This is a genomic window from Prosthecochloris marina, from assembly GCF_003182595.1.
Classification (GTDB): Bacteria; Bacteroidota; Chlorobiia; order Chlorobiales; family Chlorobiaceae; genus Prosthecochloris; species Prosthecochloris marina.
Map to the genome: position 1 here is coordinate 21,528 of NZ_PDNZ01000003.1, position 14,887 is coordinate 36,414.

Here is a 14,887-nt window from a genome sequence, read left to right on the forward strand (position 1 = left end):
TTTTATACTACCCCTCCGTTCGGGTATCACTTTCTATTTTTCCATCAACAAGATGAATACGCCGCCTGGCCCTGCGGGCGAACTCTTCATCGTGGGTAACAAAAATAACCGTCTGATTGAACTCCCGGTTCAACTGTTCAAACAGCTCATACACCTGGTTCCCCGACTTTGAATCGAGATTACCGGTCGGCTCGTCACCAAGAACGATTTTCGGATTGTTGGCAAGGGAACGGGCAACGGCGACCCGCTGTTGCTGTCCGCCTGAAAGTTGGCTGGGCTTGTAATCACGGCGGTCTTTCAAACCTACCTTTTCAAGCAGCATTTCAGCCCTCTCACGTATCTGTGCCCTTGTCTTGCTATTGTTGATCATCATCGGCATACTGACATTCTCGAGAGCGGTGAATTCCGGAAGCAGAAAATGAAACTGATAGATGAATCCGATTTTCCGATTCCGAATTATCGACATCTCATTCTCGTTTTTATCGGTAATGTTCATGCCGTCGAGCCAAACCTCCCCGAATGTCGGCTTGTCCAGTCCGCCCATAATATAAAGAAGTGTCGACTTACCTGAACCGGACGGACCGGTGATCGAAATGAATTCTCCTTCTTCAATCTCAAGAGAAAGTCCGGGAATAATGGTTTGACGAATGTCACGGGACAGTTCGAGCTCCCTTCTGACAGAAATAAGTTTGAGAATGGCAGGTTTGTTCATCGCCAAGGGGTATCGAACATGCTGATTGACATTGACAGTGCCTGATTCCGCGCAGCCTGGCGGAATCAGGTATTATCGCTTCCGGAAAAGCCGGCTGACCGGCTCTTATAATAAGCAAAAAAACTTACGCGAACCACGAAAACGGTTCCTGCAGGGACTGGTTGTGAAAATGCTTTTTTAAGACCGGCAACAACTTTTTATGTCTTGGTATCGTTCAATAGAACACTCTTGACTGAACGTTTCAAATTGTTTTCGAATTGCACAACCATAAAAAATATGAGACCTTACCTGTTCTTTTAAGTACTACAGAAAAAAACGAATAACCGTACAATATAGGGTGATTCCAGAAAACCTCTTATCCGACTGATGGCTGCCTCCGAAAAAAAAGTGTGCTTTATTACCGGCGGAACGGGACGCCTTGGCAGTGAAATTGCGATTTCACTGGCCCGAAAGGGTTATTCTATATTCTTTACATACAACATGTCACAGGGAAAAGCGGAGAACGTCCTTGACACTGTTCGCACATTCGCCCCTGAATCGGCAATGGTGCAATGCAACGTTTCGAAAGTAGCCAATATCGAGGAGGCGTTCAGAACTTTCACAGGGCAATTCAAAAGACTTGATCTTCTGATTCCGAGCGCCTCGAACTTTTACAGCGCAACGCTGCCCGACATCACCGAATCAGAGTGGGAAAGCCTCGTCGACACAAACCTGAAAGGTACATTCTTTACAATGCAGGCTGGAGCGAGAATCATGAGAAATCAGCCTTTCGTATCGCGAATCATTACCATGACCGATATTTCTGCAGACCTTGTATGGCAAGGTTTCGCACCATATACTGCCTCGAAAACCGCTGTTCAGCATCTTACAAAAGTTTTTGCGAAAGCTTTTGCACCGGACATTCTGGTAAATTCCATTGCGCCCGGAACTGTGACAATCAACCCTGAATGGAATAACGGCCCTGAAGATGAACTTGCCAAAAACATACCGCTGCGACGCATTGGACAGCCAGCTGACATCATGGAAGCAATACTGTTCCTGACAGCAAGCAACTATGTAACCGGGCAGGTAATCAATGTTGAAGGAGGCCGTTTGCTAAACTGATTTAACCATGAGAGCTGATTTGTATATATTTTATTTTACAATAACATCACCTTAACACTTGAACACCTCTGTATCGATTACAATGACTCGAGGTGCTCTACAACGCAAGTATCATGATGCAGGAAATACCGGGCAATCAAAACATAAACGGAGAATCCGAACCAAACAGCTCCGTTAAATCTCATATCCCCGAACAGGTTGAAGTTATCAGTGACAACATCTCCAAGATGTACAACCAGTTCAAAGAAAGCGAACAATACGAGGGAATTCAGGACAAAGCCTCAAAGGTCAAAGAATACATAAAAGAAAATCCGGTTCCCTCTGTACTGATCTCTCTTGGAACCGGCATCATTCTCGGATTGTTATTCCACAGGAAACGATAATAACCGGCCAATTAGCGAACCTTATGCCCAGAGAACAAAACAGGACCGACGAACAGCGAGAAGAGCCAGGAAAAGGCATCACCGAACTGATCGATAGTACGGTAACATCGAGCTACGAAGATCTTCTGGCAATTATCGAAGCCCGGATGGAACTCATCAAAATCGAAATTACCGAGAAACTCGCCATGGTCGCGGCACTTGTCATCATCGCAATCCTTTTTATCGCCGGCCTGGTTTATTTGATTACAACCATTGCCTTGTTTATCGGCGAACTTCTCGGTCATTATTATCTCGGCTATCTCATTGTCAGTTCCGTTTTCCTTTTCACATTCCTGCTGTTTGCAAAAATACGACCCGAACTCTTGAAAAATGTAATTCACAATATTCTCCTCTCCTCTCATGGAAAAAAAAGCTGAACCACTGAAAAACATAGAAGCGCGAATTCACGAACTTGAAAACAGCATTCATGAACGAGAACGACAGCTCAAAGAAAGAGCAGGGCAGTTTAAAAAAGAGCTTCAGGCGGAACTCTCCCCTACCGAGTTGATAAGAAAATACCCTCTGCAAACAACCGGAGCATCACTGCTGTTTGGTTTTTTCTCCGGAAAAATTATTCGCGCCATTGTTTCCCACCCCTCTCATGCCAGTGCCGAACCGGCTGCACAGTCAAAAAACGAGCCATCCGAACTGAAAAGCGCCGTCGCATCGATCGGTATAGATGTTCTGCGTTCAAGCAAAGACCTGGCATTCAGCTACCTGAAACACTACCTCGACAGCAAGATGAAGCCCGGCAAAGATACGTGAGAAAAGTCGTTATCAAGCCCGGTAACAAACTGAAAGCGGTAACCGACCAACAGTTGGCAGTTGATGTTGCACTTGCTATATTCGAATCACTCAAGAGCACACCATTAATACAAAGCAGACTGTGAAAGTAAATCTGGACAGAACATCGTCGGGCTTCTGCATAGGAGTACAGGGAACCATACACCTTGCCGAAGAAAAACTCCAGGAACTCGATAACAAACTTTACTGCCTCGGAGACATTGTCCACAATGAAGTTGAGGTAAAACGTCTTGAAGATCTTGGCCTGATAACCATAGACAACGATGAGTACAACCGGCTCAGGAATGCTCCTGTGCTTATAAGAGCACATGGAGAACCCCCATCCACCTATACAACAGCGGAAATCAACGAACTCTCGATTACAGACTCTACCTGTCCGGTTGTATCGAAATTGCAACGCACGGCAAGGCTACTGCACGAATTGGGGTTTCAAATCATCATTTATGGAAAAAAAGCACATCCGGAAGTTATCGGTATCAACGGCCAGTGTGACAATCAAGCAATCATCATCAAGCATGCGGATCTCTCGGTTCCCGAAGAAGCAGCTCCCATTGACTTCACCCGCAGAACCGCACTGATATCACAGACAACGATGGATGTACCCGGGTTTTATACACTGAAAGAAAATCTTGAACATCTTTTCAGTGAAAAGGTGGATTCATCCGGACGAAGTGATGCTCTATCATGGAAAGATATCCGGGATATCGACCTTACGGCGGAAATGACCGGAGTGCGTCCTTTGCCCCGCCTTGTTTACAAAGACACCATCTGTCGCCAGGTTTCGAGCAGAAACAGCAAGCTGCATGATTTCGCAGCGGCAAACGACATGATTATTTTCGTCGCCGGGAAAAAAAGCTCCAACGGGCAGGTCCTTTTCAACATTTGCAAACAGTCCAACTCTCGCAGCTATTTCATCGAAAATGAAAATGACCTTCAGGACGAATGGTTTTCTGACAATGGAAGCACTGTTGAAAATGTAGGAGTCTGCGGAGCGACGTCAACACCGATGTGGCTTCTGGAAAAAGTTGCACGGTTCATTGAAAAACACTACGCTTCCTGAATGCCTCACGATATTTGTTTATCATCATGAATACTGTCACTTTCACTCTGAACGGCACAGAAGTTTCCGCTAAAGCCGGGGTTTCCATTCTTGAAGCAGCGAGGCAAAACGGCACAACCATTCCCACCTTATGCCATCATGAGTCGCTCCATGCTCTCGGCTCATGCTGGATGTGCATTGTTGAAATCAAGGGAAAACATCGTTTTGTCCCTGCATGCAGCACCGATATCACTCCGGGCATAGCTGTCGAAACCGACACCCCCGAACTCTATGCGATCCGCAAGAAAAATCTTGAACGTCTTCTCGAACATCACTGTGGCGATTGCAGCGGTCCATGTGAGATCTCGTGTCCGGCCGGCTGTGACATTCCAGCTTTCGTATCGGCTATAGCAAAAGGCAACGACAGCGAAGCCATAGCAATCATCAAGAACGACATTCCTCTCCCGGGCATCCTCGGCAGGGTATGCCACGCCCCCTGCGAGGATGAATGCAGACGTCACGGCGTCGACGAGCCCTTGTCCATATGTACCTTGAAGCGTTTTGCCGCCGACAAGGACATCGAATCCGGAGATCGCCACCTTCCTTTCTGCAAACCGAAAACCGGAAAGAAAGTCGCGATAATAGGGTCCGGACCGGCAGGGCTCACTGCGGCATACTATCTGCTGAAAGAAGGTCACGATGTAACAGTGTATGATTCTCACGATACCCCTGGCGGAATGATGCGTTATGGCATTCCCCCCTTCAGGTTACCCGTCGCAACCATAGAGGCGGATATCGAACCCATCCGATCCATGGGTGCTGATTTTATCTGCAACACTGTATTTGGGGAGGACATCACCCTTGATAGCCTGAAACAAGATGGGGTTGATGCACTGTTTCTTGCTGTTGGCGCACAGCAGCCCGGCAGCCTTGGCATAAAGGGTGAAGAAACCCAAGGAGTATTGTCCGGCATTGATTTTCTCAACAGCTTTGCTTCGGGCGGTACTGTCAATCCAGGCAACAGAGTGCTCGTGATAGGCGGCGGAAACACTGCCATAGATGCGGCAAGAACAGCACTCCGGTTAGGTGCAGGATCGGTGCGTATTCTTTATCGCAGAACCATGGAGGAAATGCCGGCAAATCGTACAGAAATTGAGGAAGCACTGCATGAAGGTATTTCAATCGACATCCTTACTGCACCGACAGGTATAAAAAATGTAGAGAACAATCTTCTGGTCAGCACTGTAAAAATGACCCTGGGTGAACCCGATGAAAGCGGAAGACGCCGTCCTGTTCCACTTGAAAATTCGGAGTGCTCCCTTTCTGCAGACATGGTCATTACCGCCATCGGGCAGAACGTTGACAAGTCCGTTCACGAAAAACAGGGATTAACCTCGACAAAAAACGGAACGGTACTTGTAGATCCGGCAACGTTACGAACATCAATACCGTGGGTCTTTGCCGGTGGGGACTGCGTAACCGGTGCCGATACAGCCGTGAACGCCGTCAGGCAAGGGAAACTGGCTGCAAAGACGATCGACGGGTTTCTCAGTAAAAAGCCGCAGGAAGTACCAGCCAAGTCTTTCCACTCAAGTTACGGCCCCAGAGACCTTGCACCAGAAGGATTTTACCGGCGGGCAACCCCTTCATCGAGGGCGATGGCTGTTGAGCTTTCCATGCATCGTAGAGTCAGTGGATTCGACGAAGTTTCTGCTGGTTTTTCAGAAGAACAGGCAAGAGAAGAGGCTCAACGATGCTTGCGTTGCAGTTGCGTTAGCAAAAACGATTGCCGTTTGCGTGAACTTGCCTCGGCCTATGACATCTCGCAGGAATGCGGAAAAGAAGAACATGAGGACTTCTCGGTCGACCGGGGGGCTGGAGTAAGGTTTGAAAGGGAAAAATGCGTCGATTGCGGCATCTGTGTACGAACACTCGAAGAAATCGGCCAGGAGGAAACGACCGCTATGAAGCTCCTTGTGGAGCGTTGCCCGACCGGAGCGCTGAGCTGATTGACAATCTTCCGCAGCACTCTTTGATAATACTTTTTTTCACCTCAAAGCCTCGAAATGTCAAAATCCTTCGAAGCAAACTTTCTCACAGTTGGATTGAACGCTTTCGTACCGACAATAACACTGTCTCCTGACTGAAGCCCTTCTTTTTCATCCGAGTCGATCACGACTTCGACGAGGTTGTTACCGATTGCTACAACAGCGATATACACGGCATCGACCGCTCTTATTTCGAGAATCTCGCCCTTGAATGCGAATTTCTGGGTTGTCTGTCTTTCAACAAAGAGCTTTCGGGGGGAAGTATCGGCAGCAATGCGCCCCATCTCAAACAAAAGAACACGATCACAAAGCTTGTACATTTCGCTTGAATCGTGCGTGACGATAAGTATCGTTACTCCAAGCTCCTTGTTAACCTTCAACAGTTCATCCTGCAAAAGTGTTTTCATGGACTCATCGAGCGCGGACAGTGGCTCGTCAAGCAGAAGAATGCGAGGCCGCTGCATTAGCGCACGGGCAAGGGCCACCCGTTGTTTTTGACCACCCGACAGATTGGACGGCCTTGCATGTTTAAGCTGTAGTAAACCGACCATGTTCAGAAGCTTTTCAGCCATTTCCCTGTCCCTGGATGCATAGAGCAGATTTCCAAGAACAGTCATGTGCGGAAAAAGAGCATACCCTTGAAAAACAACCCCTACCCTTCGCTGTTGCGGTTTCAGGTTCACCTGCGTTTTTTTCCCGGTATCCTTTCGAAACCAAACTTCGCCGACCACTTCCAACAGCCCCTCATCTGGAGAAGTAAGCCCCGCAAGCATTCTTAAAAATGTGGTTTTTCCGCTCCCCGAAGGACCTGCAATGGCAGTTATTCCCCCCTGCTCGATGGTAACATCGGTTTCCAACACGAACGTCCCACCAGCACCTTCGAGTTGTTTTTTCAATGAAGCGACGATCATACGCGTCAACCAGTGCTCTTTTTTCGGTGATTGAGGATATAGACGCTCATCAGTACAATGAAACTGAACGCGATCAGAATAAGAGAATAGATATGCGCCGTTCGGTAATCCAACAGTTCGACGAGTTCATAGATCGCTATCGAGGCAACCCTTGTCTCTCCCTGTATACTGCCCCCAACCATAAGTACTACCCCGAATTCCCCTACGGTATGAGCAAACGTTATAATAAGTCCGGTTAACAGCGATGGTTTGATATTCGGTAATATCACATGAAACAACGTGTTGAACTTCGACTTTCCCAGCGTATATGATGCCTCCAGAAGTTTCACCGGCACCTGCTCCATTCCCGACTGAAGAGGCTGCAGCATAAACGGAAACGAGTAAATGCAGGAAGCGACAAGAACTCCTTCGAAAGTAAAAACAAGATCAAGCCCGAGTATCTCTTTGATGAATCCACCAAGAGGCGATCTATCGGACAGAAAAACAAGAAGATAAAAACCAAGCACAGTGGGAGGCAGCACAATGGGCATGCTGACAAGTGCCTCGACAAAAGGCTTTGACCTGGATCTGGTTTGAGAGAGTTTCCAGGCAAGTGGAACGGAAATGATGAACAACATTACCGTAGTTATGGCTGCCAACCTGAACGAAAGCAGAAAAGGTTGTATGTCAAACCCCGAATTCATGCACCCTCCACCCTTGAAAGATAAAGATCGCTTGCTTTCATGAGAGCAGTCACAACATCTCCAGGCACAATACGCATCCGCTCAACCGCTTCAGTTGTTGTAAGAGCATAAAAGTTTCCCGCGTCACTCTCGAGTTGCATGTCGACAAGTATCTTCCCTTTCTGCATATCATGCACCGTTGCCTGCAGACGGTTTGCAATGCTCACCTCACCGGTAATGTTTTTTGCGAGCGCAACATGTGCCGACTTAAAACGAATATCGACCATTGCACCGACCGTATAGTCATCTGCAAGCTCAAGGGTTATTACGGTAAAAATCTGGTTTCCCGCCGACAGCATCACCCTGTGCAGATTTTCACTGGACTCTATCCCGACCACTTTCGCCCGTATACTGTTCATTCGATCCGGTATCCGTTTTTTTTCAGTATCTCCTCCGCCTTCTCTCCCTGCATAAATTTGAAAAAAGCAACTGCAGTCGCATTGGAGGGATCCAGAAGAACCATTGCCTGCTGCAATCCTTCCGGATCGTATGCATCCAGTGGAAATTCGATCCATTCCATACCGGCTTTTTTCAACTCCCGGCCACCTTCTCCATGCAGCAGGGAAGCGGCAATGAAACCTGCATCGGCTGCTGTAATGACATGCTGAAAAGTCTGGGTTATCGATATTCCATATACAAGCTTGCCTTCCACCTGTTGCAAAACACCTGAACCTGAAAGAATCTCGATTGCCGCTTTACCGTAAGGAGCAAGATCGGGTTGTGCAACTGCAATTTTTTCAACCGATGGATCTGTCAGGCATGCGACACCGACATCACCCTCGACCTCCGGCCGATACACCATTACAGGAATCCCTGCCGCATAGACTACTGGCTCGCCAACTGTGAGTGAATCTCTGTAGAGTGCCCGAGGGTAACCGGTATCTGCCGCGAGAAACAGATCGAACGGTGCACTGTTTCGAATCTGCGCCGTCAGACTACCGCTCGATGCTTTCGTCACCCGGATATCCATGCCTGCACCTTCACCATACTCTCTCTCGAAAACATCAACAAGCTCGGGGATAACATAGCTTAGGTTTGCCGCTGCAGCGATATGCAGAACATCCTGCTTAACCTTTTTACGCTCCTCGCCTGCACATGAAAGCATCAGCACGAATGCAAGCAATAATGTGAACAGCATGAAACCGTTTTTCTTCTCCATAACGGTGACCGTGAAAAATTTATAATCCGCTTATTCGTTATTCCCAAAAGAACATAACGAATAAATAAAAAAAAGAGAAAAGAAAAATGAAAAACCTTATTTTTTCAGAAAAAAAAACTAAAAACCTAAAAAATCATTGTTGATCGGCAAACTGTTTTAAAAACTCGACACCTTTCTGAAGCGCTCGATCAAGAACCTGTTCAATGCCTTTAACAACTTCCGGAATATTTTCACCCGACCAGTACAGGTAAGCAACGTAAAGAATACCGACAGCTGCGATGATGACAAGCAGTTTCAGAATTTTTCTCAAAAACAGCAGCAGCACCACGATAGAGAGAATAACCGCAATGACAAGATACAGTGGATTTTCAACCAGCAACGAGATAACCTGTTCCATATATATCGTGTAAAGAATGTTATACGTATCTGCAGATTGCAGATGCAACCTTCTTCGAGGGAGATGCCACTCCCAGCCTCTCCTTTGCTGCAAGCAGTTCCTGATGCATCTCCCAAGCAGCTTTATCGTTGTCGAGGAGATACGATGCCTTTTCGAAAATTTTTTCAGCGGTCATATCATCCTGCAGCAACTCGGGAACAACCTGTTCCCTCAGATACAACCCTTTCGTTACAAGATTCGCAAGAGAAATGCTGTGCAAGCGGACAAGACGCTTTCCGATAGCATAATTCAACCAACCTGTTTTATAGAGAACGATCATCGGTACTCCGAAACAAAGAGCCTCAAGCGTTGCAGTTCCGGATGTAACCAGCAATAGATTACTATATTTCATTACCTCATATGCCGAACAATCGACAAGCCGAACCCGGGAATCCCTGCAATAGTCATCATAGAGACGACCATTGACATGGGAGGCCTTGCCGAGTAAAAACACCACATTGTATTTTTTCTGCAGCATCTCTGCCGCCCTGAGCATTTCGGGAAATACAAACGCTATCTCCTGCTTTCTGCTACCGGGCAGAAGACCGATAAGCATTTGTTCTTCCATTATACCATGCTTACGAAGAAAATCTTCTTTCGGTGGGAGATGATGCTTTTCGACTTCCTCTACAACAGGGTTACCGGCAAACTCCGCTTCCATACCGTGACGTCGATAGAACTCGACCTCAAAACCGAAAATCACCATCAAGTGATCGACATACTCCCTGATTTTCCTGACCCGCTTTTCTTTCCATGCCCAGACCTTTGGGGAAATATAATAGATAACAGGAACATCGAGACGATGAAGATACTCGGCCATGACGAGGTTCATTCCCGGATAATCCACGAGCAGCGCCACATCAGGTTTTTCCACCGAAATCTTCCGCTTCAAATCGCTCATTACCTTTCGAAGAAAAAAACCCTGTTTGAGAACCTCAACAAAGCCCATAATGCTGAGATCATCGACGTCATAGAGCAAATCGGCACCGAGTGCACGTAATCGTTTACCTCCTGTGCCGAAAACTCTCAGTCCAGCACACTGCTCATGAACAACCTTCACCACTTCCGAAGCGTGGAGATCGCCTGAAACCTCTCCTGCAAGAACAAACAGTTTCTTATCTCGCATAAGTCAACTCAATTGGAACATCAAACGGCAAACTGTATCTTAGAAAGAGGGGTGTCTCCATAATTTCATATTTTACAATAACTTCTCCGAACCCTGTCTAAACGTTTCGCAATATTCCGATAGATGATGAATTACACAGGTCATTTGTTATTGTTACGCTATGCCAAGGCAATAATCCTGTCCCGCTCAAATTATATCAAATTACAGAGAGAATGCAAGTTAAATTCGGCACTGACGGGTGGAGAGCAATTATAGCAAAGGATTTCACGTTTGATAACCTCAAGCTCGCAACACTGGCCACCGCGGCCTATTTTCTCGATCATCCTGACTGCAAAAATGGTGTTTGCGTAGGCTACGACACCCGCTTCATGTCTTCAGAGTTTGCAACCTACACGGCAGAGATTCTTTCTTCCTGCGGACTTCATGTTTTTCTTTCGGACAGCTTCGTACCGTCTCCTGCCGTATCACTCTATTGCAGGGAAAAACAGCTTGCCGGCGGCATTATGATTACCGCATCTCACAACCCTCCGATATATAATGGATTCAAAGTAAAAGCATCCTATGGAGGCTCTGCCCTGCCGGAAACCATCGCTCTCATCGAGAAAAACCTCACTGGGATAAATCCCCGAAAACCGATCCGGCCTGAAAAGAAGCTGATTGAAAAAGCAGATATCATAAGCACCTATCTCAATCATATTAAAAAACATATCAACCTCGACGCCATCAGCCGATCAAAGCGTACAATCGCTCACAATGCAATGTTCGGGGCCGGACAAAACATTGTAACCCGGCTTTTCGATGAATCGGCTGTCAACTGTTACCACTGCAGCCGCAACCCGAGCTTCGAGGGAATCAATCCGGAACCGATACCGCGCTACATTGGTGATTTTGTCAATTTCTTCAAAGCAATAAGCGCTGATGTGGCCATCATTAACGATGGTGATGCCGACCGAATAGGGATGCTGGATGAAAACGGCTCGTTCATAGATTCACACAAGCTTTTCTCCATCATCCTCAAATACCTTGCAGAAGAAAAAAAGCAAGCTGGCGAGGTAGCCAAGACATTTGCCCTCACCGACATCATAGACAGGATTTGCAGGAAAAACAGCCTCCCCCTGCACCTCCTTCCGGTGGGATTCAAACATGTGAGTAAACTCATGACAACCCATGATATTCTTATGGGAGGTGAAGAATCGGGTGGCATAGGAATCACCTCGTATCTGCCGGAAAGAGACGGTATATTCATCGGCCTTCTCATGGTGGAAATCATGGCCATGAAAAACCAGAGTCTTTCCCAACTGGTCCAGGAACTCTTTAACGAGTATGGCCGCTTTTATTATAATCGAATCGACCTTCATATCGACGGAGAACAAAAAAAATCTATCATCTCCCGAGCCTCGAAAGGTGATCTAAAAACCATTGCCGGTTACAAGGTTGACGATTTCAATAATCTTGACGGTTATAAATACCATTTTGAAGGTGGATGGGTCTTGATACGACCCTCCGGTACAGAACCGGTTCTGCGATTGTATTGCGAAGCCGATTCTCCGGAAAAAGTTACAGCCGTTCTGCATTTTGCAGCCAATCTCGCCTGACATTTTTCTGCCGGTCATCTTCGGACCAGCCCTGTGAAACAGATGCTTTAACTTACACGGAATGGCATGACTGTGAGGTTCTGCAGGCGACAAAGCGGCAAACATCATGATCGATCAACCCGCCGTTGGTAATCGTAACGTTCAATTCGAAGCAGAAGATATCATGACACAAAACCCCTTACCGGAAAGAATCGTTATTTTTGATGGAGTATGCAACCTGTGTGAATTCTCGGTCAACTTCATCTATGAAAGAGACCGAACCGGAAAGTTTACTTTTACACCCTCGCAGTCACCTCTCGGCAAAATGCTCCTGCAGCAGCATCAGATAAACGCTGACAGTCTTGACACGGTTGTTCTGGTTACAAACAACAAGCTCTATTCACGCAGCACAGCTGCGCTGAAAATAGCATCCGAACTGGATCCTCCCTGGAATGGCCTTCAGCTATTTTCATTGATACCTTCAGCAATACGCGACCAACTCTATGCTTTCATCGCAAGAAACAGATATAAATGGTTCGGCAAAAAGGACAGCTGTATGATACCAACAGGGGAAATAAAGGCAAGATTTCTCGAACAACTGCCACCGGAATCCTGAATAACGCTCCTTTTTAATAGAGTTGCAACCTTTTTCAGAGCCCATGGAAAAAAGCAGCCAGATAATGAGCAATTTCAAAGACAGATTTTCGAATCACGCCTCAGCATACCGTCTTTATCGCCCACTCTACCCTGCTGCGCTTTTCGAGCACCTTGCTTCACTGGCACCGATGCGGGAAAGCGCCTGGGACTGCGCAACGGGAAATGGCCAGTCTGCAATCTGTCTCTCCAAATTCTTTAAACAGGTCTATGCTACCGATGCAAGCCGTGAACAAATAACCCATGCAATACAGAAGCCCAATATCATCTACTCCGTATCTCCGGCTCACTCAGCGCCATTACCTGACAACTCCGTTGACCTGGTAACTGTAGCGCAGGCAATCCACTGGTTTGACAACGAACGCTTTTACCGCGAAGTCTGCCGGGTTCTTAAAAAAGATGGAATTGTTGCCGCATGGGCATATCATCTCCCGACAATAGACCTGGAAATTGATGGCATCTTTCAAACCCTCTATTCCGAAATCCTGGGCCAATTCTGGGAAAAAGAGATCTCACACATTCTTTCGGAATACCGAGAACTTTATTTTCCTTTTACCATACTCCCCTCACCGTCTTTCAGTATGAAAACAAGCTGGTCTCTAGACCAATTGATCGGCTACCTTCAAACATGGTCTGCATTGGACCCTTACAGAGAACGGTATGGTAAAAACCCGGTCGAACGGATTGTTCCAAAACTGCTTTCAGCATGGGGGCATCCCTCATTATCAAGAAAGATAATCTGGCCGATCATTCTTAAAATCGGCAAAAAACTTCAAACCTGGTGATCGTTCAAAAAAACAGTTGCAGGCACAAGATTCTCTCGAAAAAAGCGTCCAACCCCCGGAACATTGTATGCGAAAATACAGAAAACCGTTACTCTGCAAAGTACTACCGCTCAAATCCTTCATTTTTGGAAAACCCGAAATAACTATTTGGATACAATCACGTTAGGACTATAGACAAAAGGTCATTATACTTTTGCATGGAACGAACAAAAACGATAAAGCATTTAATCTTTACACATAAGAGAGCAAAGCTTGGAGCAAAACGGGCATTCAATACAGGAAGATGAATTCAGTACTATCGTCGCCGAACACCAGGATATGGTGCTCAATACCTGTTACCGTTTCGTGCTGAACAGAGAGGATGCCGAAGATATTGCACAAGAGGTTTTTCTTGAAGCCTATCGTTCTCTCGGGAGTTTCAGACAGGAATCCAAGCTTTCCACCTGGATTTACCGGATCGCTGTAACAAAGTCCCTCGACCATCTTCGAAAGAAAAAACGTAAAAAAAGATTTTCTTCTTTGAAACGGGTTATAGGAGTCAATGATCCAGTGGAAGAGCTCCCCATTTCTTCTCAAGAAAGCCCTGCAGAAGTACTTACCGAAAGTGAAAAAACACAGGTTCTACAGCATGCCCTTGACACCCTTCCTGAAAACCAGAAAACCGCTTTTCTCCTCAGTAAATACGACGGTTACTCCAACCAGGAAATTGCAGAGGTGCTGCACACTACGGTGTCCGCGGTCGAATCTCTTGTTCACAGAGCAAAAAAAAATCTCCAGAAAAAGCTCCAAAAACATTATAAAAAATAATGGCTATTCATGGTATCTTTAACATTTTCTCAGTACATCGTTCATGTCCTGTAGCAACAAATCGAGGGACAACTACTTTTTTCATCCTGCTGTGCAAGGATTTCAACTCAGGAACGTCAAAGTAAATGGAACAAACTATGACTATGATGAACCAAAAAGCTCACATAGATACCCAAGTCCAGAAAACCATCGAAGCGCTTGACAACCTGCCTGAGTTGAAAGCGCACTACCTTTTCAGGGCAAAGGTAATGGAACGAATTTCACAGGAAGCTTTGACGCACCCGCAGCAAGCCAACCCCGCCATGCGAAGTGTAAAATTTGCGCTGATGGCTTTTCTGCTGATTATCAATATCGGATCCGCACTTGTTCTTATGCTTTCGAACGATACAGAGCAAACATTCAGTAAGCAAGACCCTCTGGAAAGCCTGACGAACGAATACAGCAATCCCGCCCTTTCATATTACCTGGATAACGACAATAGCGTTGAGGATCCTAATGAATAAACATCTGACTTCAACCGATACGCGTTCTGCAATGAGAAGCTGACATCACATGCACATACAAGTTTGAACCAAACAATTTTC

18 protein-coding genes are annotated in these 14,887 nt (G+C 46.4%); 11 read left to right on the plus strand and 7 right to left on the minus strand.

Features of this window, described 5'->3' with window-relative positions:
- Nucleotides 1-7: 7 nt before the first annotated feature.
- Nucleotides 8-712, minus strand: a complete 705-nt coding sequence (locus tag CR164_RS04350; protein ID WP_110022726.1) for an ABC transporter ATP-binding protein — start codon at nt 710-712, stop codon at nt 8-10.
- Between the two features lie 366 nt (nt 713-1,078).
- Here CR164_RS04350 and CR164_RS04355 point away from each other — a divergent pair, with 366 nt between their 5' ends.
- The 6 genes from CR164_RS04355 to CR164_RS04380 all read left to right on the plus strand — a co-directional run bounded on the left by CR164_RS04355 (nt 1,079) and on the right by CR164_RS04380 (nt 6,090).
- Nucleotides 1,079-1,816 (plus strand): SDR family NAD(P)-dependent oxidoreductase, encoded by a 738-nt coding sequence (locus tag CR164_RS04355; protein WP_110022727.1) that lies wholly within the window; start codon nt 1,079-1,081, stop codon nt 1,814-1,816.
- A 113-nt stretch (nt 1,817-1,929) separates the two neighbouring features.
- Complete coding sequence (locus CR164_RS04360) at nt 1,930-2,199, plus strand: hypothetical protein (RefSeq protein WP_239994459.1); 270 nt, start codon at nt 1,930-1,932, stop codon at nt 2,197-2,199.
- Between the two features lie 23 nt (nt 2,200-2,222).
- On the plus strand, nt 2,223-2,615 hold the full coding sequence (locus CR164_RS04365) for a phage holin family protein (protein WP_110022728.1): 393 nt from the start codon (nt 2,223-2,225) through the stop codon (nt 2,613-2,615).
- A complete protein-coding gene (locus CR164_RS04370; protein ID WP_110022729.1) occupies nt 2,599-3,003 on the plus strand; it encodes a hypothetical protein in 405 nt (134 codons plus the stop codon). The genes CR164_RS04365 and CR164_RS04370 overlap by 17 nt, the downstream gene beginning before the upstream one ends.
- Before the next feature lie 121 nt (nt 3,004-3,124).
- On the plus strand, nt 3,125-4,102 hold the full coding sequence (locus CR164_RS04375) for a 4-hydroxy-3-methylbut-2-enyl diphosphate reductase (RefSeq protein ID WP_110022730.1): 978 nt from the start codon (nt 3,125-3,127) through the stop codon (nt 4,100-4,102).
- A gap of 26 nt (nt 4,103-4,128) precedes the next feature.
- On the plus strand, nt 4,129-6,090 hold the full coding sequence (locus tag CR164_RS04380; RefSeq protein WP_110023034.1) for an FAD-dependent oxidoreductase: 1,962 nt from the start codon (nt 4,129-4,131) through the stop codon (nt 6,088-6,090).
- A gap of 44 nt (nt 6,091-6,134) precedes the next feature.
- Here CR164_RS04380 and CR164_RS04385 read toward each other — a convergent pair whose 3' ends face one another.
- The 6 genes from CR164_RS04385 to lpxB all read right to left on the minus strand — a co-directional run bounded on the left by CR164_RS04385 (nt 6,135) and on the right by lpxB (nt 10,483).
- Nucleotides 6,135-7,040 carry a sulfate/molybdate ABC transporter ATP-binding protein gene (locus tag CR164_RS04385; protein WP_110022731.1) on the minus strand — a complete coding sequence of 302 codons (906 nt, stop codon included), beginning with the start codon at nt 7,038-7,040 and terminating at the stop codon, nt 6,135-6,137.
- 5 nt (nt 7,041-7,045) lie between these two features.
- On the minus strand, nt 7,046-7,723 hold the full coding sequence (gene modB, locus CR164_RS04390) for a molybdate ABC transporter permease subunit (protein WP_110022732.1): 678 nt from the start codon (nt 7,721-7,723) through the stop codon (nt 7,046-7,048).
- A complete protein-coding gene (locus tag CR164_RS04395; RefSeq protein ID WP_110022733.1) occupies nt 7,720-8,121 on the minus strand; it encodes a TOBE domain-containing protein in 402 nt (133 codons plus the stop codon). Before CR164_RS04395 ends, modB begins: the two co-directional genes overlap by 4 nt.
- Nucleotides 8,118-8,921, minus strand: coding sequence for a molybdate ABC transporter substrate-binding protein (gene modA, locus CR164_RS04400; RefSeq protein ID WP_110022734.1), 804 nt, complete (start codon nt 8,919-8,921; stop codon nt 8,118-8,120). The genes CR164_RS04395 and modA overlap by 4 nt, the downstream gene beginning before the upstream one ends.
- A gap of 133 nt (nt 8,922-9,054) precedes the next feature.
- Nucleotides 9,055-9,318 carry a hypothetical protein gene (locus CR164_RS04405; RefSeq protein ID WP_110022735.1) on the minus strand — a complete coding sequence of 88 codons (264 nt, stop codon included), beginning with the start codon at nt 9,316-9,318 and terminating at the stop codon, nt 9,055-9,057.
- Between the two features lie 19 nt (nt 9,319-9,337).
- Nucleotides 9,338-10,483, minus strand: coding sequence for a lipid-A-disaccharide synthase (lpxB, locus tag CR164_RS04410; RefSeq protein ID WP_110022736.1), 1,146 nt, complete (start codon nt 10,481-10,483; stop codon nt 9,338-9,340).
- A 212-nt stretch (nt 10,484-10,695) separates the two neighbouring features.
- On the opposite strand from lpxB, the gene CR164_RS04415 reads away from it, so the two are divergent.
- The 5 genes from CR164_RS04415 to CR164_RS04435 all read left to right on the plus strand — a co-directional run bounded on the left by CR164_RS04415 (nt 10,696) and on the right by CR164_RS04435 (nt 14,806).
- On the plus strand, nt 10,696-12,078 hold the full coding sequence (locus CR164_RS04415) for a phosphoglucomutase/phosphomannomutase family protein (RefSeq protein ID WP_110022737.1): 1,383 nt from the start codon (nt 10,696-10,698) through the stop codon (nt 12,076-12,078).
- A 106-nt stretch (nt 12,079-12,184) separates the two neighbouring features.
- A complete protein-coding gene (locus CR164_RS04420) occupies nt 12,185-12,673 on the plus strand; it encodes a thiol-disulfide oxidoreductase DCC family protein (RefSeq protein ID WP_322113277.1) in 489 nt (162 codons plus the stop codon).
- A 64-nt stretch (nt 12,674-12,737) separates the two neighbouring features.
- On the plus strand, nt 12,738-13,496 hold the full coding sequence (locus tag CR164_RS04425) for a class I SAM-dependent methyltransferase (protein ID WP_110022738.1): 759 nt from the start codon (nt 12,738-12,740) through the stop codon (nt 13,494-13,496).
- A gap of 252 nt (nt 13,497-13,748) precedes the next feature.
- A complete protein-coding gene (locus CR164_RS04430; RefSeq protein ID WP_416143547.1) occupies nt 13,749-14,303 on the plus strand; it encodes an RNA polymerase sigma factor in 555 nt (184 codons plus the stop codon).
- A gap of 143 nt (nt 14,304-14,446) precedes the next feature.
- Nucleotides 14,447-14,806, plus strand: a complete 360-nt coding sequence (locus CR164_RS04435; protein ID WP_239994460.1) for a hypothetical protein — start codon at nt 14,447-14,449, stop codon at nt 14,804-14,806.
- Nucleotides 14,807-14,887: the final 81 nt, after the last annotated feature.

Coding starts and splice junctions, on each gene's coding strand:
- CR164_RS04350 (WP_110022726.1), bottom strand. CDS start 712: ATGAACAAACCTGCCATTCTCAAACTTATTTCTGTCAGAAGGGAGCTC.
- CR164_RS04355 (WP_110022727.1), top strand. CDS start 1,079: ATGGCTGCCTCCGAAAAAAAAGTGTGCTTTATTACCGGCGGAACGGGA.
- CR164_RS04360 (WP_239994459.1), top strand. CDS start 1,930: ATGATGCAGGAAATACCGGGCAATCAAAACATAAACGGAGAATCCGAA.
- CR164_RS04365 (WP_110022728.1), top strand. CDS start 2,223: ATGCCCAGAGAACAAAACAGGACCGACGAACAGCGAGAAGAGCCAGGA.
- CR164_RS04370 (WP_110022729.1), top strand. CDS start 2,599: ATGGAAAAAAAAGCTGAACCACTGAAAAACATAGAAGCGCGAATTCAC.
- CR164_RS04380 (WP_110023034.1), top strand. CDS start 4,129: ATGAATACTGTCACTTTCACTCTGAACGGCACAGAAGTTTCCGCTAAA.
- CR164_RS04385 (WP_110022731.1), bottom strand. CDS start 7,040: ATGATCGTCGCTTCATTGAAAAAACAACTCGAAGGTGCTGGTGGGACG.
- modB (WP_110022732.1), bottom strand. CDS start 7,723: ATGAATTCGGGGTTTGACATACAACCTTTTCTGCTTTCGTTCAGGTTG.
- CR164_RS04395 (WP_110022733.1), bottom strand. CDS start 8,121: ATGAACAGTATACGGGCGAAAGTGGTCGGGATAGAGTCCAGTGAAAAT.
- modA (WP_110022734.1), bottom strand. CDS start 8,921: ATGGAGAAGAAAAACGGTTTCATGCTGTTCACATTATTGCTTGCATTC.
- CR164_RS04405 (WP_110022735.1), bottom strand. CDS start 9,318: ATGGAACAGGTTATCTCGTTGCTGGTTGAAAATCCACTGTATCTTGTC.
- lpxB (WP_110022736.1), bottom strand. CDS start 10,483: ATGCGAGATAAGAAACTGTTTGTTCTTGCAGGAGAGGTTTCAGGCGAT.
- CR164_RS04415 (WP_110022737.1), top strand. CDS start 10,696: ATGCAAGTTAAATTCGGCACTGACGGGTGGAGAGCAATTATAGCAAAG.
- CR164_RS04420 (WP_322113277.1), top strand. CDS start 12,185: ATGATCGATCAACCCGCCGTTGGTAATCGTAACGTTCAATTCGAAGCA.
- CR164_RS04425 (WP_110022738.1), top strand. CDS start 12,738: ATGAGCAATTTCAAAGACAGATTTTCGAATCACGCCTCAGCATACCGT.
- CR164_RS04435 (WP_239994460.1), top strand. CDS start 14,447: ATGATGAACCAAAAAGCTCACATAGATACCCAAGTCCAGAAAACCATC.